The organism is Serratia sp. AKBS12 (assembly GCF_024793895.1).
Lineage (GTDB): Bacteria > Pseudomonadota > Gammaproteobacteria > Enterobacterales > Enterobacteriaceae > Serratia_F.
Map to the genome: position 1 here is coordinate 179,112 of NZ_JANUSB010000010.1, position 21,816 is coordinate 200,927.

Here is a 21,816-nt window from a genome sequence, read left to right on the forward strand (position 1 = left end):
AGTGATATATTATTTGGCTATCCGTCTTCTGACTCACCAAAAAGAAGGCGGCAAAAGGAAATTATATACCATGAATTATTCCCTTGTTTTTGGCTTGGCATTATTTTCACTGTCTGTTTCTTCCTATGCCTTCGTGCCGATAGATCCGGGGATTGACTGTACAAAAACAACGACGCCTGTTGAAGAGGCGCTGTGTAATGCCACCGACTATGGCATGGAGGAGTTAGATAACACTATGGCCGAGCTTTATAAGGCCGTCAGTAAATCACCTGGCGTCGATGCTGTTGCATTGAAAAAGAGCCAGCAGGCTTGGCTGGCGAAAAGGAATAAATGCCACGGTTCGGGCGGCCAGGTGGCGAGCTGCCTTTTCGAGAGCTATCGGGCCCGTTATATCGAGTTGAGTTCAGGATATGATCAACAACATCTTACGGGGACCTTTTCCAAAAAGTCATGGTTTATTGACAGCGTGTTGCTTCCCCGGGGAAAACTAGCCGTTAGCATATCTACCGACGGAAGCGTGCCTACCTATAATTCTTGCTTGATCTCGTTCATTGCGCCACTGAAAGGTACCTCCGCAAAATATACCTTTGCTCCTGTCGTCGCAGGGAAGGATGAGAAATGTACGATAAATATGAACGTTACCGGCTCTCGCATTGACGTTTCTTCGACAGGGTGTCGATCCTCATGCGGACACACCGTACCGTTTGATGGCACATATGAAAAATAATAAAGATTGTGGCGGCTAACTAAAATGGGCCATCATTTCAGCGACTTGCTGCCACTTGGTAGCTCGCTGTTATATTTATATGGCCCCTGCGTTCTGGTCCCGTGTGTTGACTGCTGGTAGCGTAACAGCAACTGTACTTTCACCAGTCTATCAGCAGATCAGTCACCCAATCTCCAATCCTCAATATACCTTCATCTGTTCAGCCATACTGTCCAGCAGTTGAAAGCGGCGGCGATATTCGGCTCGTTTCTTACTCGGTATGCTTTCCAAGGGCTTGCGTTCCGGCTGGGGGGGCAAAAGCCAGAGCCGTTTATTCACCCTCACGCCCCCAAGCGACTCCCAGAACTCGTCATAGCTAGCATGAAAATGACGGCCCTTGCTCAAGCGGTAACGCAACGCACGGAAAACATGTCCGTTATTGCTTACACCATAAATAGCGTTGATAGAAGTGCGGGATGCGAGCAGCCAGATAAACTCCATCAGGATCCTTTTTGGGAAAAGGCCGTGGCAGGTGCGTGTTGCATCCTTGATCACCTCGTGCGGTACGTGTCGTCTTGGCCCCTGTAGTCCGCCGATTATTAGGCGTTTTCCTTCCTTTACCTGATTGACATTAAATGTCAGGCTGGCCAGCAACAGACCCTCATTGTCACGCAGCCACAGCGTCGTTTCTCCTTCACGATCGGCTTTTTGCGCGCAGGAGGCTGAAAGCGTGAAACACGCCATGTCTTTCCCCGTCAAGCGCAACAAAATAACTTCCTCGGTGGAAATAAACGCTCTGGCGAATTGCGGATCAGGTAACTCGTCGATATACCGATAGTGATCAACTATTGCGGCGGCACGTTGATTTGCTGTTAATCCTAAAGTTAGATACTGGCGGTGAGGTTTACTGGGTAACGTAACTTGTGCATTAAGCAATTGTTCAAAATCCGCGCGTTGAGAAAGGTACCCTAGCATATTGAGAGTAGGACGATAATAATACGCGGTTCGCATCATAAATTTAATCCGGTAGCCTGTTTGCTTCCATATTTCTCCAGGCGTCAGCTTTCCTGTCATCAGGTTAAAAATAACGTGTATGCGAGGTGATGGTATTTTTTTATATTTCAATTTTTCGAGACCGTATGAATTCTATTTTTGATGTCAGATTCTGTGGTTTATTGCAGACGCACTGCGTTTGGTATCATGCGATTGTTCAAATAATATTCGTTCGTATCTCACGTTATCCCGCCGAAGAAACTGATGGAATTACGGCAAAGAAAGTAGCAGATACACTATTTACAGAATGTACGACAGGTAACACAACTGCCGTTGCGCTGATTATGCTATAGGCTAACAGGTAATTCCGCTTACAGATAGGCTGGACCAAGTATTCCAAATCCTATTAATTTCTGAGCATAGAAGCCAGGTGTGGGTTTGGCAAGTTTTCACCTGTAATTTACGGTTAACGGTGACGGGCAGGGCGTTTAGTGGCCAACATCAGTGTTTTCATTATCTGCGAACGCGGTATCCGCCAACGTTAAAACTCTGTTCCCGCAATTTGTTGCACGTTCACCGACTGCTGTTACACGACCAGCCAGTCGATATCAGCAATGTCATCATCTAACAGACGAATGATATTAAACGCCGCCGATGCCATGGGGTGTTCTCTGGCCAGCACCATTCAGGTAATTACGCGCAATAACACCCGCTGTCATCGTCCTCTTCTATACTGGCTAACGACGAGTAAAAACTCAGCGCGCAGCAGGCTTGAAGCCTGGCGAAAATACGGCGATAATCTGCGCCATCAGCAGTGCCAAAAGATTTTGAATAGATCCCTTTCTCGTCGGGCTAACGACGCGGGAGGGATTTTTTTTTTGCTCCGGCCTGTGCGCTTTCACAACAGGCAATCCGTTGAACTATGAGGGTTTAATATGAGTACTCTAGGCCATCAGCCCGATAATTCTTTAGTGTCCAACGCCTTTGGTTTCCTGCGCTTTCCGCTGAATTTCATGCCTTATGACAGCGATGCAGAGTGGGTTATCACCGGCATTCCTTTCGATATGGCGACCTCGGGCCGTGCCGGCGGCCGTCATGGCCCGGCGGCGATCCGTCAGGTATCGACCAATCTGGCATGGGAAGGTCACCGCTGGCCGTGGAGTTTTGACCTGCGCGACCGGCTGAACGTCGTCGATTGTGGTGACATCGTATTCAATTTTGGCGATGCGCAGGACATGAGCGACAAATTGCAGGCGCATGCGGAAAAACTGCTGAAGGCCGGCAAGCGCATGCTGTCCTTTGGCGGTGACCATTTCGTGACGTTGCCGCTGCTGCGCGCGCACGCCAAGCATTTCGGCAAAATGGCGCTGGTGCATTTCGATGCGCACACCGACACTTACGCCAATGGCAGCCAATATGACCACGGCACCATGTTCTTCCATGCGCCGAACGAAGGTCTGATCGACCCGCACCATTCGGTGCAGATCGGTATTCGTACCGAATTCGATCACGACAACGGCTTTACCGTGCTGGATGCGGCGCAGGTGAACGATCGCGGCGTGGACGATCTGCTGACCCAGATCAAACAGATCGTCGGCGACATGCCGGTGTATCTGACCTTCGACATCGACTGTCTGGATCCGGCATTTGCTCCGGGCACCGGTACGCCGGTTATTGGCGGCCTGACCTCCGATCGTGCGCTGAAGCTGGTGCGTGGCATGCAGTCGCTGAACATTGTCGGCATGGACGTGGTAGAAGTGGCACCGGCCTACGACCAGTCTGAAATCACTGCGCTGGCGGCGGCGACGCTGGGGCTGGAGATGCTGTATCTGCAGGCAGCGAAAAAGCAGCCGTAAGCGACCAAAACAGTATCAGCTCAAGGCCCTGAGCCGTCAGGTCAGGGCCGTACGGAGAAAGCATGCTGGGCAAACCATCTATACGTCTTAACAAATATATCAGCGAAAGCGGCATCTGCTCGCGTCGCGATGCCGATCGTTATATCGAGCAAGGCAACGTCTTTATCAACGGCAAGCGCGTGGCGCTTGGCGATCGCGTCTTCCCCGGTGACGTGGTCAAGGTTAACGGCCAACTGATCGAACCGCGCAATGAAGACAACCTGATCTTTATCGCGTTGAACAAACCGGTGGGGGTAGTCAGCACCACGGAAGATGGCGAGAAAGACAACATTGTCGATTTCGTCAACCACAGCACCCGCATCTTCCCGATCGGGCGGTTGGATAAGGACTCCCAGGGGCTTATCTTCCTCACCAACCACGGCGATCTGGTGAACAAGATCCTGCGTGCCGGCAACGATCACGAAAAGGAATATCTGGTTACCGTCAACAAGCCGGTCACCGATGAGTTCATCCACGGCTTGGGCGCCGGCGTGCCGATGCTGGGTACCGTGACCAAGAAATGCAAGGTGAAGAAGGTCGCGCCGTTTGTCTTCCGCATCGTGTTGGTACAGGGGCTGAACCGCCAGATCCGCCGCATGTGCGAACACTTCGGTTATGAAGTGACCAAGCTGGAGCGCACCCGCATCATGAACGTCGGGCTGGCCGGTCTGCCGTTGGGCGAATGGCGTGACCTGACCGACGATGAACTGGTTGAGCTGTTCAAGCTAATTGAAGATTCCAGTTCGGAAGCCAAACCGACTAAAAAAGCCAAACCGGCGGTGAAAAAACCTGCCAGCAGCGGCAACGTGCAGAGAACTGCCGACAAGCCGAGCGGCAGTCCGGCTGCGCGCAAGCGTTTTACCCAGCCGGGCCGTAAGAAAAAGGGCCGTTGAATCCCGGTCTACGGTGATAACAGGCGCTCGGCCATCATGGCGGGCGCGCTATCAGGCCCGTGAGGCCGCACGCGTCAGCAGCATGCGGCTGAACAGCACTCCCCCCGCCAGTAGCGTCAGCAATTGCGACGCGATCAGCACCGTAAACCCCGAAGAAACCTTGCCCTGACTGGCCATCACCATTCCCATGATCATTGGCACAAATGCCGAGAACAGGTTGCCGATGCCGTTAATCAGACCATAGGCGCTGCCCACCGCCTGCGGTTGGGCATAGTATTGCAGCAGCGTGGGGATTGCCGCGCCCTGCACGCCCCAGCAGGCGTTGGCCATCAACAGAAAAAACGCGATCCACCCGAGCTGCTGGCTATGCATGACGCCATAGATGCACAGCGCGGTTGCCGCGCCGCCAAAGGCAAAAATCAACGGCGCCTGATAGGGGCGGATAGCATCGAGCAGCACGCCACCCAGATATTTTGAGGCGATGCTGACGACAAACGGCAGCGATGCCAGCCATCCCATTTGTCTGATGGAAAATCCTTTCTCATCGGTCAGATAGGCCGGTAGCCAGGAGCTGGAGCCCCACAGATAGCTGAGGGTGGCGATCTCGATCAGCATGATCCAGCCGAGCATCGGCGTACGCCAGGCCAGCACGAAGGTCTGCCAGACGCGCGCCAACGCCGCAGGTCTTGCGGCCGCAGGAGCAGGCTGCCGCCGCAGGGGCGGGCGGATAAACAACCGTACCAGCGTCAGCCCCAGTAACAGATTGAGCGCCGCCAGCAGATAGAACGACATTGCCCAGCCAAAGTGCGCCATCAGAAAACTCACCAGTGGAAAACCGATCACCAACCCCAGTGATACCCCTAGCGCGCTGACCGCGTTGGGCTTGCCGCGTTCATCGGCGGCGAAGCGATCGCCGACGTACATGGTTTTCAGCGAAAACAGCGGCCCTTCGCTGGCGCCAAGCAGCGCGCGTACCGCCAGCAACAGCAACAGCGAACCGGCCAGCGGCGAGGCGGCGGTGAGCAACGCCCATAGCAGAATGCTCAACGTCAATGCACGGCGATAGCCCATCAAGGTTTCCAGAAACGGCGTCAACAACATGGCGGAAGCCCCGTAGCCGAGCAGAAACGCCGTCATCAACATCCCTTGATGCACACGGCTGCCGTCGAGCTGAAAGTGATGCAGGAAGTCGGGATTGACCAGCATCACGGCGATATTGACCCGATCGGCGTAGGCGATAACGATCAGCAACAGCAGGGCGACCACCCCGAACCAGCGTTGACGTTGTTGCACCCTGCGTTCCATACAGGCTCCTGTAGCAAAAAGATCACGACTTCAGACAGCAAAAAACCAGCCTGTCGCCGTCGTAGGGTGAAAACAGGCAGATGCTGGCCGTTAAATGTGAGTTTATTGTTAAATTGATGGGGGATTACCCCTTGGGATAGCTCTTTTACGCGTAGGTTACGGTGCAAATCAACGCGTTTTTAATCATATTTCTGCCATGAAACACAGGCTATTGATAGTTTTTTCATACCGGTGCATTTTTTCGTGATCGCCACCTCATTTGTAACTTTTAAATAACCAACCATTAACTTTTACCGCGTTGCTCGCTTGACGAAAGTTTCGCCAGACCTATAGTGGCTGTATTAAATAATAAACTGAGTTTCATATATGAAACAATCAGATAGAGGAACGAAGCAATGAGCTGGAAGAACGTGTGCGAAGTATCGCAGGTAAAAGAAGATTTCCCTTACTCGGCGACGGTTGACGGGAAAGAGATCGGCGTTTATCTGATCGACGGCCAATATTACGCGCTGGAAGATGTCTGCCCACACGCCTATGCCTTGCTCAGTCAGGGGTTTGTTGATGACGGCAAGGTCGAATGTCCGCTGCACGAGGCGCTATTCGATGTGCGCACCGGCAAGTGCCTGCGCGAACCCGGCGGCCGCGATCTGCACACCTTTCCCACCCGGGTGATCGACGATCGGATCCAGATCACCTTTATCGAGGAGGAGTAACCCATGCAGCACATCACCGATTTCAATCCCTGGCTGCCGGACACCCAACAGGTGATCCCGGCGCGGGAGGGCGGCAACGGCCAGATCCATCAGCCGGGCCAGTATCAGAACGTTATCTGGCAAACCCGCGCCCGGGTACCGGACGGTTTTGAAACCGCTCTGGTTGCGGCGCTGGAACAGATCTTTGATGCGGGTGCGGAACAGCTGGATCAGATTGTCAGCGCGCTCAACCAGCGCCGGTTGTTCGATCGTAACGGTCAGCCCTGGAGTGAAGCAGGGTTCCGTGAGTTCCTTCAGGTTAATGGTTTCTGAGCAGCACAGGGAGAAGACAATGACAGCAAACACAACATCCTCCGCGCAGACCGTGCAAGACTATCTTGACCAGGGGTTACGCGGCATGTGGTATCCGGTGCTGGCGAGCTGGGAAGTGGGTAATAATCCGCTGGGCATCACCCGCCTGGAGCAGCAAATCGTGCTGTGGCGCGACGGCGAAGGTGCAATCCATGCCCTGGAAGATCGCTGCCCGCACCGTGGCGCACGGCTTTCGATGGGCTGGAATCTCGGCGATCGTATTGCCTGCTGGTATCACGGCGTGGAAGTTGGCGGCGACGGTACGGTGAAGGATGTTCCGGCGGTGGATCGCTGTCCGCTGGTCGGGCAAAAATGCCTGCGTTCCTATCCGGCCAAAGAGGCCTACGGTGCGATATTTCTCTATTTCGGCGTCACCGCCGACCAACAGCCCTGCGAACTGGTGTTCCCGCAGGAACTGGCCGATGACGAGTCGTACAGCAACTTCCTGTGTACCGCCAGCTGGGACTGCAATTATCAATACGCGCTGGAAAACGTCATGGATCCGATGCACGGCACTTACCTGCATTCGTCCTCGCATTCGATGGCGGAAGGCGATCGCAAGGCCGATATGGCGTTGGAACCCACCGACAGCGGCTTTATTTTCAAGAAAAACGGCCAGATCGGCGTCAATTTTGACTGGGTGGAATTTGGCAACAGCGGCGCGTACTGGATGCGTCTGTCGATCCCCTACAAAAAGCGTTTCGGGCCGGGTGGGCATTTCTGGATCATCGGCATGGTGGTGCCGGAAGACAAGGATCATTGCCGGGTATTCTTCTGGCGCATCCGCAAGGTACAGGACTGGCAGCGTTCGCTGTGGCGTTTCATGTACCGCAACCGGCTGGAGCAGCTGCATTGGGACGTGCTGGAACAGGATCGCATCGTGCTGGAAAACATGGCGCCGAACGCGCGCGGCCGTGAGTATCTGTATCAGCACGACGTTGGGCTTTCTCGCCTGCGCCGCATGATGCAAAAAGAAGCGCAAAAGCAGCTGGTGCAACTCAATGAGCTGGAGGCCGCGCAGTGAATGGCCTGCTGAGCGGTAAACGCATTGTGGTGACCGGTGCCGCGCGCGGGCTGGGGCGCAGTTTTTCCGAGGCCATCGCCAAGGCTGGCGCCAGCGTGGTGATGTGCGACATCCTGGCAGATGAGCTGCACGCCGGCGCAGCAAAGCTGCGTGAACAAGGCGCGCAGGTAGAAGTGCAGGCGTTCGATCTGGCCGATCCAGCCTCGATTGGCGGCGCATTCAACGCCATAGCCAAGGGCGGCGCGCTGGATGGGCTGGTGAACAACGGCGCGCTGGCGACCGGGGTCGGCGGCAAAACCATGATGGAATACGATATCGATCTGTGGGATCGAGTAATGCAAGTCAACGTGCGCGGTACCTGGCTGGTCAGTCAGGCAGCGGTGCCGCTGTTGGCGCAGCGGCCGCATGCCAAAATCGTCAACGTGGCTTCAGACACCGCCCTGTGGGGCGCACCACGCCTGATGGCCTACGTTGCCAGCAAGGGGGCAATCATTTCCATGACCCGCTCGATGGCGCGTGAGCTGGGTGAGCAGGGGATCTGCGTCAACGCCATTGCGCCGGGGTTGACGCGGATTGAAGCCACCGAATATGTGCCAGCCGAACGTCACCAGCTGTACGAGCAGGGCCGTGCGCTACCTGGCGCACAGCATCCTGACGACGTCACCGGCAGCGTGCTGTACCTGCTGTCACCGCTGGCGGACTTTGTCACCGGACAACTGTTGCCGGTCAACGGCGGCTTTGTATTCAACTAATCGCGTCAAGGCGAAAGATAAGGATCCGAGCATGGCAGACGAACAAGCGTGTAAGTATCTGATCCCGGGACTGGATCGCGGTTTGCAGCTGTTGCTGGCTTTTGGCGAGCAGCACAAGGAAATGACTTTTGCAGAATTACATCGCCTGGTCGACATGCCCAAGGCTACCGCCTATCGCGTGGTGCAAACGCTGGAGCATCTGGGCTTCCTCGAGCGTAACCCGCGTACCAACACCTTCGCGTTAGGCATCAAGGTATTGCGGCTCGGTTTTGAATACATCGCGTCGCTGGACGTGGCGCAGGCCGGACAGCCGGTGATCGAACAGTTGCGCGATCGTAGCCAGTGCAGCAGTCATCTGGCGATCCGCGATGAGCGCGACGTGATCTACATTGCCCGCGTCAGCGCCGCCGGTTCGCAGATCAACCAGGTCAGCGTCGGTACTCGCCTGCCGGTGCATCAGACCTCGCTGGGCCGCATGTTGCTGACCAGCACCTCGCGCGCCGAATTTGACCTGCTGTACCCGGATGAAACCCTGCCGTACAACGCGCCGGGAGCGCCGACCAGTCGCGAAGCGCTGTGGCAGATGGTGCAGCAGGATAAAGCGCGAGGCTACGTAATTGGCGAATCGTTTTTCCGTCACGGCATTTCGTCGATCGTTTATCCGATTTTCAACCGTGAACAGCGGGTGGAAGCGGTGGTGAGCATCATGGTGCCGTTCGATCAGATCCCGACGGCGGATCGCGAACGGCTGCGGATGGAAGTTCGTGACGCGGCGGAAAAGATCTCCGGTTTCCTCGGCGCCGCGCCGCAGGCCAACGCCGGATAACACTTATTTACTCAGGTAGGGATGAGGTTCCTGATGCACAGGGGCCGGGGGGCGATCGTGCCTGAAAACCGCATTCAGCGAGAACGTGAGGCAGAAAAAATGAGCGTAATCGGTATCGAAAAACTGGAATTTGGCGTGGAAGATCCGTCCGCGTGCGCAAAATTCATGCAAGACTTCGGCCTGGCCAGCGCCGGTAATGGCGCAGAGTTCACCACGCTGAGCGGCGCCCGCGTGGCGTTGCACCCACTGGCGAGCAGCGAACTGCCGCCGGCGTTCGAGACCGGCTCTACGCTGCGCCGCATGACCTGGGGCGTGGCCGACTCGGCGCAGCTGGCGGCGCTGGCGTCAAGATTGGCGCAGCAGCCGGGCTTTCGCCAACTGGATGACGCGCTGGAGTGTCGCGATCCAAACGGCATGACGTTGCGCATTATCGTCAGCCAGCAGCGCGACGTCTCGCTGCCGGTGTCGCCGATCAACCAGTGGGGTGACGTGCGGCGCATTGATGAGCCTAGCCCGGTCTATGCGCAGGCGCAGCCGATCAACATCGGCCACGTGGTGTTCTTTGTCGAGGATCTGGTGGCCACCGAGCGTTTCTACTGCGATTTGCTGGGCTTCCAGGTGTCTGACCGCTATATCGATCGCGCAGTCTTTCTACGTACACAACCGCGTGGCGGCCACCATAACCTGTTCCTGCTGAAATTGCCCAATCGGCCGCGTGGCCTCAACCATGTGGCATTCACCGTGCGTGACATTCACGAAGTGATCGGCGGCGGGTTGGCGATGAACAAACAGCAATGGAGCACTTTTATCGGCCCCGGCCGACACCCGATTTCTTCCGCCTATTTCTGGTATGTCAATAGCCCGACCGGCGGTGCGTTTGAGTATTACACCAACGACGATTTTCTGACGGAAAACTGGCAGCCGCGTGAACTGGAGCATTCGCTGGTGTCATTTACCGAATGGGCGGTAGAAGGGGGGATCGATCATGATACCCGCCGCCAGCACAAACCGGTGAATGCATTATGAGCCAGATGCTTGATGCGGGCATAGTGATCGTCGGCGGCGGACAGGCTGGCGGCTGGGCGGCGAAAACGCTGCGCGATCGCGGTTACACCGGCCGGCTGTCGGTGGTGAGTGACGAACCCTATGACTTCTATGAACGTCCGCCACTGTCCAAGGCGGCGCTATTGGACGGTAACCCGCCGCTCAGCCGTTTGTTCAGTGAATCGGCGGTGGCGGCGCTGAACATCGACTGGTATCGCCCACTACGCGCCGAGCAGATTGACGCGGCGGCACAGACGGTAACGCTCAGCGACGGCCGACGGCTGCGTTTCACACAGCTGTTGATCGCCACCGGTGGCCGACCACGCCTGCCGGATGCCCGCTGGGCCGCACAGCCACAGGTGATGACGCTGCGTTCGTGGGATGACGCAGCGCGGCTGCGCCAGGCGCTGCAACGGTGCCGCCGGTTGGCGATTGTCGGCGGTGGCTGGATCGGGCTGGAAATTGCCGCCTCGGCGCGCAAGCTCGGCGTGGAAGTGACGGTGTTCGAACGCCAGCCGGCCCTGTGCATGCGCAGCGTCGGCGTCGAGGTATCGCAGGCGCTGTTGGAGCTGCATCAGCGGCAGGGCGTTACCCTGCACTGCGGCTGTGGCGAGATAACGCTGACACAGCGCGACGGCGCGGCGTGGCTGGGCAGCGCCGTCAGTGCGGCACGGCCGTTTGATTTGGTGGTTGTCGGCATTGGTGTGGAACTGAACCTGGAACTGGCCCGCAGCGCCGGGTTGCAGATTGAGGGCGGCATTGTGGTGGACGGACAGGGGCGTACCAGCCACCCGGCGATTTTCGCCGCCGGCGACGTGGCGCGCCATCCGACGCTCGGCCTGTGTCTGCAGTCGTGGGCCTATGCACAAAACCAGGCGATCAGCACCGCTTGCGCCATGCTGGATGCCGCTACCGCGCCATACGACGACGTGGCCTGGCTGTGGTCGGATCAATACGATGCCAATATTCAGATCCTTGGCGTGCCAACCGGTGGGGTGCATCAGGTGGTGCGCCGCACGCCGCAGTCTCAGCTGTTTTTTACCCTGAATGCCGATCGGCAACTGGTGCAAATGGTGGCATTCAACGATGCGCGCGCCATCAAGCTCGGCAAACGCTGGTTAGCCAGCGGTCGAGTACTGGAGCCGCAGCAATTGGCGGATGCGGAATTTTCTCTGATGGCGTTGAAATAATTCCCCGCTGCCTGTCGCGTAACGTCCAGACGGCCACGCGCCTCCTCGGCTAAGCCATGAGGAAGGTGCCCGTCCACTACGGCATCGCGGGCAGGCCTGGGAACACCGGGAGCGTTTCATGACTACGCAACACATTGACGCCCGCGATGGTCGGGTGGGGGAAACCGTTGTCGAAAATCAGCCGCAGCGGGTGCGCTGGTCGGTGCCGATGGCGCTGTTTGCCTGCGTATTGCTGGCATTTTTTGACAAGATCAGCATTGCGGCGCTGTTTTCCGACAGCGCATTCCAGCAGGCGTTGGGCATCAGTTTTGATCCGACGCGCCTTGGGTTGCTGATGAGCGCCTTCCTGTTTTCCTACGGCTTTTCGTCGATGCTGTTGAGCGGCATCGGCGATCGGCTGAACCCGACCAAGGTGCTGGTCGGCATGATGATCGTCTGGGGCGTGCTGATGGTACTGATGGGGCTGACGCGCTCTTATCACACCATGATGACGCTGCGCATCCTGCTCGGCATTGCCGAAGGGCCGTTGCTGCCGATGGCCTACGCCATCATCCGCCAGGCTTTTCCCCAGCGTTTGCAGGCACGTGCCACCATGCTGTGGCTGCTGGGGACGCCGCTCGGTGCGGCGCTTGGCTTCCCGGTCACGTTGTTTATTCTCAACACCTTCAACTGGCAGGCCACCTTCTTCTTTATGGCGTTTCTGACGCTGCCGGTGATGCTGCTGGTGCTGTTCGGCCTGCGCCATTTGCAGGTGCAACGGGCGGAAAAAATGCAGCAAACCCTGCCGGCAGAGCGCCGACAGCATCGCCGTGAACTGCTGCGCAATCCGCATTTCTGGATGATCTGCCTGTTCAATATCGCCTTCCTCACCTACCTGTGGGGGATGAACGGCTGGCTGCCGAGTTATCTGATCAAGGGCAAAGGCATTCATCTGGAACACGCCGGCTATCTGTCTTCGCTGCCGTTTATCGCCATGCTGCTGGGCGAAGTGCTGGGGGCGTGGCTGTCGGACAAGCTGGATCGCCGCGCGCTGGCCTGCTTTTTCTCGCTGGGTGGCGCAGGGCTGGGGCTGGCGGCGGTGCTGCATTTGCACGGCACCTACAGCGTGATTGCCGCCATGGCGTTCAGCACCTTCATGTGGGGCGCCGGCGCGCCGAACATTTTTGCCCTGCTGGCAAAGGCGACCAGCAGTAAGGTGAGCGCCACCGCCGGCGGCATTTTCAATGGATTGGGCAATTTTGCCGGCGCGTTGGCACCGGTGCTGATGGGGGCGTTGATCGCCGCTACCAGCAACATGGATAACGGCCTGTTGTTCCTGGTGGTGATGGCCTTTGTCGGCTGCATCATTCTGCTGCCGTTACTGAAGAAATACTGAGTGAGCCACGTAATTAAGGAGTGAAACCATGTCACAGATTGAGCAAAAAACCGCGATAAAGCCGCAGGATATGACCATGGAGAACTGGGTGGAATCACGCATCGCCCGTTTTGAAGGTCGTAAATATGACTGGAACGCGCTGAAGTTCCAGGCTGATTTCGATGCCAAATACCGCCGTGCGCAGATGCGCTACATCGGCACCGGTGCAACCGGCGTCGCCAGCGACGTCAACACCGTGCCAGCGGGCAACTTCACCTTCTCGACCATGGTGTTGCCGTCAAAATGCGAAGGGCCGCTGCATTTGCACGACGACGTGGAAGAAGTGTTCTTCATGCTGAAAGGCAGCATCACGCTGATGATTCAGGACGGCGAGGAGTATTACGAAACCGTGCTGAAGGAGCGCGATCTGATTTCGGTACCGGCAGGCATTTATCGTGGCCTGTTTAACCATGGTGAAGAAGAAGCGCTGATGTGCGTGATGCTCGGCACCGCCAAGCCGGAGATCCCGACCTATCCGGCGGACCATCCCCTGTCGAAAGTGAAGCGCAACGGATGAACGGATTGCCGGAACGCCGACAGGCGAACTGTAACGGCCATCTGCTGAGCTGGCGCGAAACCGGGCAAGGCCGACCGGTGGTGCTGCTGCATGGTATCAGCTCCGGTTCGGCGTCATGGGTGAAGCAGTTGACCGATGCGCGCCTGACTGCCGGGCACCGGCTGATCGCCTGGGATGCGCCAGGTTATGGCGGCAGTGCGCCGCTGGCCAACGGTCAGCCAGATGCTGCCGCTTACGCCCGCGCGTTGGCAGCGCTGATCGACCATCTGCAACTGGCGCAGCCACTGGTGATCGGCCATTCGCTGGGCGCGCTGATTGGCAGCGCCTATGCGGCGGGTTATCCGGATGGTCTGAACGGCCTGGTGCTGGCGGATCCGGCTCAGGGTTATGGCAGCACAACGGCGGAAAAACGTCGGCAGGTTTATCAGCAGCGCCAGCAGATGATGGCAACGCTGGGGCCGCAGGGTTACGGCGCACGGCGGGCGGCGGCGTTGTTACGTGAAGATGCCCATCCGCAGGACATTGCCTGGGTGCAGAGCGCTATGCGGCAGCTCAATCCGCCCGGTTTTCTCAGCGCCGCCTGGATGTTGGCCAATGACGATATAAGCGCTTATTTGATGCATTATCGCGGCCCGTTGCAGGTGTGGTGCGGCGACGTTGACCGGATTACACCACCGGCAGCGGCACGCGAACTGGCACAACGGCAGGACGCCGAACTGCGGTTGATAACCGGTGCCGGACACGCCAGCTACCTTGACGCACCGTTGGAGTTTAACCGTTATATGCAGGAATTTACGAGGGCAATCCAACCATGAATTTCCAGATAGAGGGACGGGTAGCGGTCGTGACCGGCGGCTCCTCGGGCATTGGTTTCGAAACCCTGCGGCTGTTGCTGGCGGAAGGCGCGCGGGTGGCGTTCTGCGGCCGCAACCAGGACAAGCTCGACGCCGCGCTGGCGCAGCTGCGCGAGGCGTTTCCACAGGCGGAGATCGTCGCTGCACGTTGCGACGTGCTGGACGCTGCGCAGGTTACGCAATTTGCCGCCGCGGTCATGCAGCGCTTCGGCGCTGTCGACATGCTTATCAACAACGCCGGACAGGGCTTTGTCGCCGATTTTGAGCAAACGCCGCGTGAGGCCTGGCTGCACGAAGCCGAACTGAAACTGTTTGGCGTCATCAATCCGCTGCAGGCGTTCCTGCCGGCGCTGGAGCGCTCGGACATTGCCTCGGTCACCTGCGTCAACTCACTGCTGGCGTTACAGCCGGAAGAGCACATGATTGCCACTTCGGCGGCGCGTGCGGCCTTGCTGAACATGACGCTGACGTTGTCAAAACAGCTGGTCGACAAAGGTATTCGGGTGAATTCGATTCTGCTGGGCATGGTGGAGTCTGGCCAATGGCGTCGCCGCTTTGCCGAGCGCAGCGACCCGCAGCAAAGCTGGGAGGCGTGGACGGCGGCGATCGCCGAGCGGCGCGGCATCCCGATGAAACGGTTGGGTAAACCGCAGGAGCCGGCGCGGGCGTTGCTGTTCCTGGCGTCGCCCATGGCCTCTTTTACCACCGGAGCGGCGCTGGACGTATCCGGCGGCTTCAACCGACATCTGTAAGCAGGAGCGACAATGAAAAAGATCATGATGATCGGCTACGGTGCGATGGCAAAGGAAGTGCTGGCGCGTCTGCCCCAAGGGGTAGAGCCGGGGTGGATCGTGGCGCGTGGGGCGCATCATGCGGCGATTGCCGAGGCCTATGGCGACCGGGTGCAGGCGCTGACCGATCCCGCGCAATGTGACGGCCGACCAGATCTGGTGCTGGAGTGTGCCAGCCAGCAGGCGGTGGCGGAATTTGGCGAAGCGGTGGTGCAGCGCGGCTGGACGCTGGCGGTGATTTCAACCGGCGCGCTGGCGGACGCGGCGCTGCAGCTACGCATTCAGCAGGCCTGCCAACGCTACCATGGGCGGCTGTGGGTGTTGTCCGGTGCCATCGCCGGTATGGACGGGTTGGCATCGGCGCGCGAGGGCGGGCTGGAGAGCGTGACCTATCAGGCCAGCAAAAGCCCGGCCAGTTGGCGTGGCAGCCTGGCGGAAAAACTCCTCGATCTGGATGCGGTCAGCGAAGCGCGGGTGTTCTTTGAAGGTTCGGCGCGCGAAGCGGCGCGGCTGTTCCCGGCCAATGCCAACGTTGCCGCCACCATTGCCCTGCATGGCGTGGGGATGGATGCCACCCGGGTTCGTTTGCAAGTGGATCCGCATACCCGGCACAACAGTCATCAATTGCGGGTCAGCGGAAGCTTTGGCGAATTCCAGATGTTGCTGAGCGGCAATCCGTTGGCCAGTAACCCGAAAACCTCGACGCTGGCGGCGTTAAGCGCGGTGCAAGCCTGCCGCCGTTTGGTCGACGGCGGCTGCTAGCTGCCGAACTGTAGGAGTCATAGCATGGAAACGTTAAAGATTTTCCTGGCCGGGCGCTGGCGTGAAGGGCGCGGCGAACTGATGCAATCGCGATTCCCGGCCGACGGTTCGCTGAATGCCGAACTGCATGCGGCCAACCTCGACGACGTCAACGATGCGGTTGCGGCAGCGGAACGCGCCTGGCGTGCGCCTGAATGGCGGCAGCAACTACCGCACCAGCGGGCGGCGATCCTGCATCGCGTCAGTGAGCTGATCGGCGAGCAGTTGGAGCCGTTGGCTCAATTGCAAACCCGCGACAACGGCAAACCATTGGCGGAAACCCGTGGGCTGGTGGCCAGCGCGGCCGCCACCGCACGTTATTTTGCCGCCGCCTGTGAAGTAATGGAGGGCGAACTGCCCACCCAGCGCAGCCACGATGTGATGACGCTCAGCCAGTACCAGCCGCTGGGGGTGATCGCCGCCATTACGCCGTGGAATTCACCGATTGCCAGCGAAATGCAGAAAGTGGCTCCGGCGCTGGCGGCGGGCAATGCGGTGATCCTCAAGCCCGCTGAAGCGACGCCGCTGATGGCGCTCAAGCTGGCGGAACTGTTTGAACAGGCCGGATTGCCGGCCGGTTTGCTCAGCGTGTTGCCGGGCAAAGGTTCGGTGATTGGCGAAGCGCTGGCGCGTCACCCTTTGGTGAAAAAGATTTCGTTTACCGGCGGTACCAGCACCGGTCGCCATTTGGCGCACGTGGCGGCAGAAAAGCTGATCCCGACCTCACTGGAGCTGGGAGGCAAGTCGCCGACCATCGTATTGGCAGACGCGGATCTGGAGCAGGCGGCACGCGGCATCTGCTACGGCATCTTCAGTTCCGCCGGGCAGGCGTGCATCGCCGGTTCGCGGCTGTTCGTGCACCGTTCGCTATATCAGCCGTTGCTGGCACGGCTGTGCGAACTGGCGAGCGGGCTGCGTGTCGGCAATCCGTTGCAGCCGGGGGTGCACCTTGGCCCGCTGATCAATGCCCGCCATCGGCAAAGCGTGGCCGATTACGTCGCGCTGGCGCAGCAGGAAGGCGGGCGAGTGCTGATCGGCGGTGAGATACCGGCGGATCCGCAACTGGCGAACGGCAGTTATTACCTGCCGACAATTATTGATGGGTTGAATAACGAAGCGCGGGTGTGTCAGGAAGAAATTTTTGGCCCGGTGCTGGTGGCGATGCCGTTCGACGATGAAGCGCAGCTGATTGAAATGGCCAATGATTCGGTTTACGGACTGGCGGCAGGCATCTGGAGTCGTGATTTTCCGCGGGCGATGGCGCTGGCGTCGCAGTTGGAAACCGGCACCGTATGGATCAACACCTATAAGACATTTTCGATCTCGACGCCGTTTGGCGGTTTTAAACACAGCGGCCTGGGGCGTGAAAAAGGGCTGCACGGCATCAAGGCGTATATGCAGCAGAAGAGCGTGTATCTGGCGTTAAACCACCAGATCAACCGCTGGAGCGACTAGGCGTCCCTTGGCACAGATGATTACTTTTGCATACCCTCATAAAAGAAGGCAGATGATGAGCGATAAAATAACGGTAGGCGAGGCGATAGCCCGAACTCTGGAGCACTACGCGGTGTCGGCGATATACGGCATCATCTCGATTCACAATCTGCCGATTGCCGACGCCGTCGGACAGCGCGGGGCGATCCGCTTTGTGCCGGCACGTGGCGAAGCCGGGGCGGTAACCATGGCAGACGCGCATGGTCGATTTTCTGGCCTGGGCGTGGCGCTGACCAGCACCGGTGCGGGTGCCGGTAATGCGGTCGGGGCAATGATTGAAGCGCTGAATGCCAATACTCCGTTGCTGCATATTACCGGTCAGGTGGAAAAAGCCTATCTTGATGCCGACGCCGGGTTTATACACGAAACCAAAGACCAGTTGGGCTTCCTGCGCGCCTGTTCGAAAGGTGCCTATCGCGTCAATTCGCCGGAACAGGCGGTGGCGGTGATCCAGCGCGCAATCCAACAGGCGCAGACCGTGCCGTGCGGCCCGGTGGCGGTAGAAATCCCGATCGATATCCAAAGCAGCCTGGTGTCGAGCGCGGTGCTGACGCCGGCGCGGTTGCCGCCAGCGCTGCCGGCGGCGGATGACGCCGCGGTCGAACGACTCTACCAACGCCTGCGTGCGGCCAAACGTCCGCTGCTGTGGTTGGGGGGCGGCGCGTTATCCTGTGCGCCAGCGGTGAAACAACTGGCGGACGCCGGGGTCGTGGTAATCTCCAGCACCCACGGGCGCGGCATTCTGCCGGACAGCCATCCGCGCAGTCTGCGCGCTTTCCATAATTCGCCGAGCATAGAACAAATACTCAACCGCTGTGATTTGACGCTGGTGGCCGGATCGCGGTTGCGCAGCAACGAAACCCGCACCTGGACATTGCCGCTGCCGCGCCCGCTGGTGCAGATTGATATCGACCCGGCGGCGGCCAACCGCAACTACCTGGCCGATGAACAGATCAACGGTGATTGCGCTGCCTTGCTGAGCGCCTTGGCGGCCCGCTATGCACCGCATGCCCGGGTGGATAGCGCATGGGATGCAGACATCGCCGCGGCGGTGCAGCAAGCGGAGACGGCATTGCGCCAGCAGTCCGGCGAATACGTCAGGTTGAACGATGCCATCGCCGCCGCGCTGCCGGATGACGGCCTGCTGGTGCGTGATATCACCGTTTCAGGCAGCGTGTGGGGCAGTCGGCTGTTCCGCGCCATGGCGCCGTTGTGCAACATCCATTCGCTGGCCGGGGCGATTGGCCTGGGGCTGCCGATGGCGATCGGCACGGCAGTCGCCAATCCGCAGCGCAAGGTGGTCGGCCTGGTGGGCGACGGCGGTCTGGCTCTGGGGCTAGGGGAACTGGCGACCATGGCACAGGAACAGGCCAACATCACGTTGCTGATCATGAACGACGGCGGATATGGCGTGATGCGCGGTATTCAGGACAAGTACTTCGCTGGCCGACAGTATTACAATGAACTGCATACGCCGGCGTTCGCGCAGGTGGCGGAAGCGATGGGGATCAAGGCCTGGAAGGTTGACGATGCGGCGCAGTTCAACGGCGTGCTGGCGGAAGCGATCAACTACCCGGGACCGTCGGTGGTGGAGGTCGAGATGAAACGCGTCGGACCATTGACCTTTGCCGGCCCGCCGCAGAAAACCCTGTATTGAAACAGGGCGAGGCCTGGCCTCGCCCCAGGGGTTATTTGCCTGCCGCAATGCGCTCGCGGATGTGCTGAGCGCGCGCTTCCGAGGACGGGTGGTCGTCAAACATGCTGCTTTGACGGCCGGCTTCCATCTTGGCCAGTTTTTCGAAGCTGGTCGCCAGACCGTTCGGGTCAATGCCGCGTTTTTTCAGCAGATCGAAGGAATAGTCATCCGCTTCGCTTTCCTGCTTTTGCGAGAACTGGGCGCTGACCAGCTTTTCGCCGATATCGGCCAACTGCGACTGCGACAGGGAGCCGATAATGCCGCCGGTAGACGCCGCCGCGGTGCGCAGTGCAACGGTGCCGTAGGCAACCTGCATTGCCTTGCGGGTATGGCCCAGCGCCACGTGGCCCATTTCATGGCCCAGTACGCCTTCCACTTCGTTGTCGTTCATCATGTCCATCAGCCCGCTGTAAACGCGAATACAGCCGTTGGCCATTGCCCAGGCGTTGACGTCTTTCGTCAGGTAAACCTTATAGTTGGCCGGCGTACCGTCGATATTGTCACCCAGCGCCGCAGCGATTTTATTCAGACGTTTGGCATAGGTGCTGTCGGCCGGCGCGATTTGTGCCTTGCTGTCCATCTCGGCGCAGGATTTTACACTTAACGTTTTCACGTCGTCATTGCTCAGCGTTGCCGCTTGAAACGCCTGCGCGCCAGACTGCATCAAGGTATTGGTATCGAGGTTTTGACAGCCGCTTACCAAGGTGGCAATGCTTAATGCAATCAAAGAAGTACGAATTTTCATGAAGCCATCTTCCTGTGATAGTAACAAGGGGATCGTGCAATTTTAGCTGAAACAATCGGGTTGCAAGAGCCTAGTGTACGTCAGCGCGGTGTGAAATAGTGATATTCCGAAAATCGGCCGATTGGTACTAATAAGTCGTGAACTCGCTCTCATTTGGCATTAGGGATTGCCGTTTTAATACGGAGTCTGAGAAAATAGAAAACTTGACTGCTTTTTTAATCCGACCTGGAGTAAAACATGTCCTCTCGTAAAGAGCTTGCCAACGCCATCCGCGCACTCAGCATGGACGCCGTACAAAAAGCAAAATCCGGCCACCCGGGCGCCCCCATGGGAATGGCGGATATCGCCGAAGTCCTGTGGCGTGACTACCTCAACCACAACCCGACCAACCCGCACTGGGCTGACCGCGACCGTTTCGTGCTGTCCAACGGCCATGGCTCCATGTTGATTTACAGCCTGCTGCACCTCACCGGCTATGACCTGCCGATGAGCGAGCTGGAAAACTTCCGTCAGCTGCACTCCAAAACCCCGGGTCACCCTGAATACGGCTATACCCCTGGCGTCGAAACCACCACCGGCCCGCTCGGTCAGGGCATTGCCAACGCCGTCGGCTTCGCCATCGCCGAACGCACCCTGGCGGCGCAGTTCAACCGCCCGGGCCATGACATCGTTGACCACCACACCTACGCCTTCATGGGCGACGGCTGCATGATGGAAGGCATCTCCCACGAAGTCTGTTCGCTGGCCGGCACCATGAAGCTCGGCAAGCTGACCGCCTTCTACGATGACAACGGCATCTCCATCGACGGCCACGTCGAGGGCTGGTTCACCGACGACACCGCCAAGCGCTTTGAAGCCTACGGCTGGCACGTGGTGCGCGGCGTCGACGGCCACGACAGCGACGCCATCAAGGCGGCGATTGAAGAAGCCCGCCGCGTTACCGACAAACCGTCGCTGCTGATGTGCAAAACCGTGATTGGCTTCGGTTCGCCGAACAAGGCCGGTACCCACGACTCCCACGGCGCACCGCTGGGCGAGGCCGAAGTGGCCGCCACCCGCGAACAGCTGGGCTGGAAATACCCCGCCTTTGAAATCCCGCAGGATATCTACGCCCAGTGGGATGCCAAAGAAGCCGGTCAGGCGAAAGAAGCCGCCTGGAACGACAGGTTCGCCGTCTACGCCAAGGCCTTCCCTGAACTGGCGGCCGAGTTCAAACGCCGCATGAGCGGTGAACTGCCGGCCAACTGGCAGGCAGAAGCGAAGAAAGTGGTTGAGCAGCTGCAGGCCAACCCGGCCAACATCGCCAGCCGCAAGGCGTCGCAGAACGCGCTGGAAGCGTTCGGCAAACTGCTGCCGGAGTTCCTCGGCGGCTCTGCCGACCTGGCGCCCAGCAACCTGACCCTGTGGTCCGGCTCCACATCGCTCGGCGATGACCTGGCCGGCAACTACATCCACTACGGCGTGCGCGAGTTCGGCATGACCGCCATCACCAACGGCATCGCGCTGCACGGCGGTTTCCTGCCGTACTCGGCGACCTTCCTGGACCCCGAACATGAGCACCTGGCGTCCGTGTGACCAGGTGGAATCGGCGATTGCCTGGCAGTACGGCATCGAGCGTAACGACGGCCCGACCACGCTGATTTTCTCGCGCCAGAACCTGGCGCAGCAGCCACGCGACGCCGAGCAGTTGGCCAACGTGTACCGCGGGGCCTACGTGCTGAAAGACTGTGACGGCACGCCGGAGCTGATCCTGATTGCCACCGGTTCGGAAGTGGAGCTGGCGGTGGGCGCGTATGAGCAGCTGACAGGCGA

At 58.8% G+C, this 21,816-nt stretch carries 20 protein-coding genes and 1 pseudogene; 18 read left to right on the forward strand and 3 right to left on the reverse strand.

Annotated elements, in window-relative coordinates:
- Positions 1 to 70: 70 nt before the first annotated feature.
- Positions 71 to 727 carry a lysozyme inhibitor LprI family protein gene (locus NYE85_RS08500; protein ID WP_259004303.1) on the forward strand — a complete coding sequence of 219 codons (657 nt, stop codon included), beginning with the start codon at positions 71 to 73 and terminating at the stop codon, positions 725 to 727.
- A gap of 180 nt (positions 728 to 907) precedes the next feature.
- Here the strand turns inward: NYE85_RS08500 and NYE85_RS08505 are convergent, their stop codons facing one another.
- On the reverse strand, positions 908 to 1,780 hold the full coding sequence (locus NYE85_RS08505) for a VirK/YbjX family protein (RefSeq protein WP_259004326.1): 873 nt from the start codon (positions 1,778 to 1,780) through the stop codon (positions 908 to 910).
- 854 nt (positions 1,781 to 2,634) lie between these two features.
- Between NYE85_RS08505 and speB the strand changes: the two genes are divergently transcribed.
- Entirely contained in the window at positions 2,635 to 3,555 is a 921-nt protein-coding gene (gene speB, locus NYE85_RS08510; protein ID WP_004958917.1) for an agmatinase, read from the forward strand.
- 62 nt (positions 3,556 to 3,617) lie between these two features.
- Positions 3,618 to 4,487, forward strand: coding sequence for a 23S rRNA pseudouridine(2604) synthase RluF (rluF, locus tag NYE85_RS08515; RefSeq protein ID WP_259004304.1), 870 nt, complete (start codon positions 3,618 to 3,620; stop codon positions 4,485 to 4,487).
- A gap of 51 nt (positions 4,488 to 4,538) precedes the next feature.
- Here the strand turns inward: rluF and NYE85_RS08520 are convergent, their stop codons facing one another.
- Positions 4,539 to 5,792, reverse strand: a complete 1,254-nt coding sequence (locus NYE85_RS08520) for an MFS transporter (RefSeq protein WP_259004305.1) — start codon at positions 5,790 to 5,792, stop codon at positions 4,539 to 4,541.
- A 395-nt stretch (positions 5,793 to 6,187) separates the two neighbouring features.
- Here NYE85_RS08520 and NYE85_RS08525 point away from each other — a divergent pair, with 395 nt between their 5' ends.
- The 14 genes from NYE85_RS08525 (at position 6,188) to NYE85_RS08590 (ending at position 19,220) form a co-directional block, all read left to right on the forward strand.
- Positions 6,188 to 6,505: a non-heme iron oxygenase ferredoxin subunit gene (locus tag NYE85_RS08525; RefSeq protein ID WP_259004306.1), complete on the forward strand. Its 318-nt coding sequence runs from the start codon at positions 6,188 to 6,190 to the stop codon at positions 6,503 to 6,505.
- A gap of 3 nt (positions 6,506 to 6,508) precedes the next feature.
- Positions 6,509 to 6,817 (forward strand): recombinase-like helix-turn-helix domain-containing protein, encoded by a 309-nt coding sequence (locus NYE85_RS08530; RefSeq protein ID WP_004958929.1) that lies wholly within the window; start codon positions 6,509 to 6,511, stop codon positions 6,815 to 6,817.
- A gap of 19 nt (positions 6,818 to 6,836) precedes the next feature.
- Positions 6,837 to 7,880 carry an aromatic ring-hydroxylating dioxygenase subunit alpha gene (locus NYE85_RS08535; RefSeq protein ID WP_259004307.1) on the forward strand — a complete coding sequence of 348 codons (1,044 nt, stop codon included), beginning with the start codon at positions 6,837 to 6,839 and terminating at the stop codon, positions 7,878 to 7,880.
- A complete protein-coding gene (locus tag NYE85_RS08540) occupies positions 7,877 to 8,632 on the forward strand; it encodes an SDR family oxidoreductase (protein ID WP_259004308.1) in 756 nt (251 codons plus the stop codon). The genes NYE85_RS08535 and NYE85_RS08540 overlap by 4 nt, the downstream gene beginning before the upstream one ends.
- A gap of 31 nt (positions 8,633 to 8,663) precedes the next feature.
- The gene (locus tag NYE85_RS08545; protein WP_259004309.1) at positions 8,664 to 9,458 is read left to right on the forward strand and encodes an IclR family transcriptional regulator; all 795 of its coding nucleotides are present in this window, start codon (positions 8,664 to 8,666) and stop codon (positions 9,456 to 9,458) included.
- Positions 9,459 to 9,557: 99 nt separating this feature from the next.
- The gene (locus NYE85_RS08550) at positions 9,558 to 10,484 is read left to right on the forward strand and encodes a VOC family protein (protein ID WP_259004327.1); all 927 of its coding nucleotides are present in this window, start codon (positions 9,558 to 9,560) and stop codon (positions 10,482 to 10,484) included.
- Positions 10,481 to 11,692 carry an NAD(P)/FAD-dependent oxidoreductase gene (locus NYE85_RS08555; protein WP_259004310.1) on the forward strand — a complete coding sequence of 404 codons (1,212 nt, stop codon included), beginning with the start codon at positions 10,481 to 10,483 and terminating at the stop codon, positions 11,690 to 11,692. Before NYE85_RS08550 ends, NYE85_RS08555 begins: the two co-directional genes overlap by 4 nt.
- A gap of 118 nt (positions 11,693 to 11,810) precedes the next feature.
- Positions 11,811 to 13,067 carry an MFS transporter gene (locus NYE85_RS08560; protein WP_259004311.1) on the forward strand — a complete coding sequence of 419 codons (1,257 nt, stop codon included), beginning with the start codon at positions 11,811 to 11,813 and terminating at the stop codon, positions 13,065 to 13,067.
- Between the two features lie 28 nt (positions 13,068 to 13,095).
- Positions 13,096 to 13,623 (forward strand): cupin domain-containing protein, encoded by a 528-nt coding sequence (locus tag NYE85_RS08565; RefSeq protein ID WP_259004312.1) that lies wholly within the window; start codon positions 13,096 to 13,098, stop codon positions 13,621 to 13,623.
- Positions 13,620 to 14,438 (forward strand): alpha/beta fold hydrolase, encoded by an 819-nt coding sequence (locus NYE85_RS08570; RefSeq protein WP_259004313.1) that lies wholly within the window; start codon positions 13,620 to 13,622, stop codon positions 14,436 to 14,438. Before NYE85_RS08565 ends, NYE85_RS08570 begins: the two co-directional genes overlap by 4 nt.
- Entirely contained in the window at positions 14,435 to 15,229 is a 795-nt protein-coding gene (locus NYE85_RS08575; RefSeq protein ID WP_259004314.1) for an SDR family oxidoreductase, read from the forward strand. The genes NYE85_RS08570 and NYE85_RS08575 overlap by 4 nt, the downstream gene beginning before the upstream one ends.
- A gap of 12 nt (positions 15,230 to 15,241) precedes the next feature.
- Positions 15,242 to 16,030 carry an aspartate dehydrogenase gene (locus NYE85_RS08580; protein WP_259004315.1) on the forward strand — a complete coding sequence of 263 codons (789 nt, stop codon included), beginning with the start codon at positions 15,242 to 15,244 and terminating at the stop codon, positions 16,028 to 16,030.
- A gap of 24 nt (positions 16,031 to 16,054) precedes the next feature.
- Positions 16,055 to 17,524 carry an aldehyde dehydrogenase gene (locus NYE85_RS08585; RefSeq protein ID WP_259004316.1) on the forward strand — a complete coding sequence of 490 codons (1,470 nt, stop codon included), beginning with the start codon at positions 16,055 to 16,057 and terminating at the stop codon, positions 17,522 to 17,524.
- Between the two features lie 55 nt (positions 17,525 to 17,579).
- The gene (locus NYE85_RS08590) at positions 17,580 to 19,220 is read left to right on the forward strand and encodes a thiamine pyrophosphate-binding protein (protein WP_259004317.1); all 1,641 of its coding nucleotides are present in this window, start codon (positions 17,580 to 17,582) and stop codon (positions 19,218 to 19,220) included.
- Between the two features lie 31 nt (positions 19,221 to 19,251).
- Here the strand turns inward: NYE85_RS08590 and NYE85_RS08595 are convergent, their stop codons facing one another.
- Positions 19,252 to 20,004, reverse strand: coding sequence for a M48 family metallopeptidase (locus tag NYE85_RS08595; RefSeq protein WP_259004318.1), 753 nt, complete (start codon positions 20,002 to 20,004; stop codon positions 19,252 to 19,254).
- Between the two features lie 237 nt (positions 20,005 to 20,241).
- Between NYE85_RS08595 and tkt the strand changes: the two are divergent.
- Positions 20,242 to 21,816 (forward strand): annotated as a pseudogene (tkt, locus tag NYE85_RS08600) (transketolase); the annotation flags it as partial.

Coding starts and splice junctions, on each gene's coding strand:
- NYE85_RS08550 (WP_259004327.1), top strand. CDS start 9,558: ATGAGCGTAATCGGTATCGAAAAACTGGAATTTGGCGTGGAAGATCCG.
- NYE85_RS08500 (WP_259004303.1), top strand. CDS start 71: ATGAATTATTCCCTTGTTTTTGGCTTGGCATTATTTTCACTGTCTGTT.
- NYE85_RS08555 (WP_259004310.1), top strand. CDS start 10,481: ATGAGCCAGATGCTTGATGCGGGCATAGTGATCGTCGGCGGCGGACAG.
- NYE85_RS08570 (WP_259004313.1), top strand. CDS start 13,620: ATGAACGGATTGCCGGAACGCCGACAGGCGAACTGTAACGGCCATCTG.
- NYE85_RS08560 (WP_259004311.1), top strand. CDS start 11,811: ATGACTACGCAACACATTGACGCCCGCGATGGTCGGGTGGGGGAAACC.
- NYE85_RS08505 (WP_259004326.1), bottom strand. CDS start 1,780: ATGACAGGAAAGCTGACGCCTGGAGAAATATGGAAGCAAACAGGCTAC.
- speB (WP_004958917.1), top strand. CDS start 2,635: ATGAGTACTCTAGGCCATCAGCCCGATAATTCTTTAGTGTCCAACGCC.
- NYE85_RS08545 (WP_259004309.1), top strand. CDS start 8,664: ATGGCAGACGAACAAGCGTGTAAGTATCTGATCCCGGGACTGGATCGC.
- NYE85_RS08525 (WP_259004306.1), top strand. CDS start 6,188: ATGAGCTGGAAGAACGTGTGCGAAGTATCGCAGGTAAAAGAAGATTTC.
- NYE85_RS08590 (WP_259004317.1), top strand. CDS start 17,580: ATGAGCGATAAAATAACGGTAGGCGAGGCGATAGCCCGAACTCTGGAG.
- NYE85_RS08535 (WP_259004307.1), top strand. CDS start 6,837: ATGACAGCAAACACAACATCCTCCGCGCAGACCGTGCAAGACTATCTT.
- rluF (WP_259004304.1), top strand. CDS start 3,618: ATGCTGGGCAAACCATCTATACGTCTTAACAAATATATCAGCGAAAGC.
- NYE85_RS08530 (WP_004958929.1), top strand. CDS start 6,509: ATGCAGCACATCACCGATTTCAATCCCTGGCTGCCGGACACCCAACAG.
- NYE85_RS08565 (WP_259004312.1), top strand. CDS start 13,096: ATGTCACAGATTGAGCAAAAAACCGCGATAAAGCCGCAGGATATGACC.
- NYE85_RS08520 (WP_259004305.1), bottom strand. CDS start 5,792: ATGGAACGCAGGGTGCAACAACGTCAACGCTGGTTCGGGGTGGTCGCC.
- NYE85_RS08575 (WP_259004314.1), top strand. CDS start 14,435: ATGAATTTCCAGATAGAGGGACGGGTAGCGGTCGTGACCGGCGGCTCC.
- NYE85_RS08585 (WP_259004316.1), top strand. CDS start 16,055: ATGGAAACGTTAAAGATTTTCCTGGCCGGGCGCTGGCGTGAAGGGCGC.
- NYE85_RS08595 (WP_259004318.1), bottom strand. CDS start 20,004: ATGAAAATTCGTACTTCTTTGATTGCATTAAGCATTGCCACCTTGGTA.
- NYE85_RS08580 (WP_259004315.1), top strand. CDS start 15,242: ATGAAAAAGATCATGATGATCGGCTACGGTGCGATGGCAAAGGAAGTG.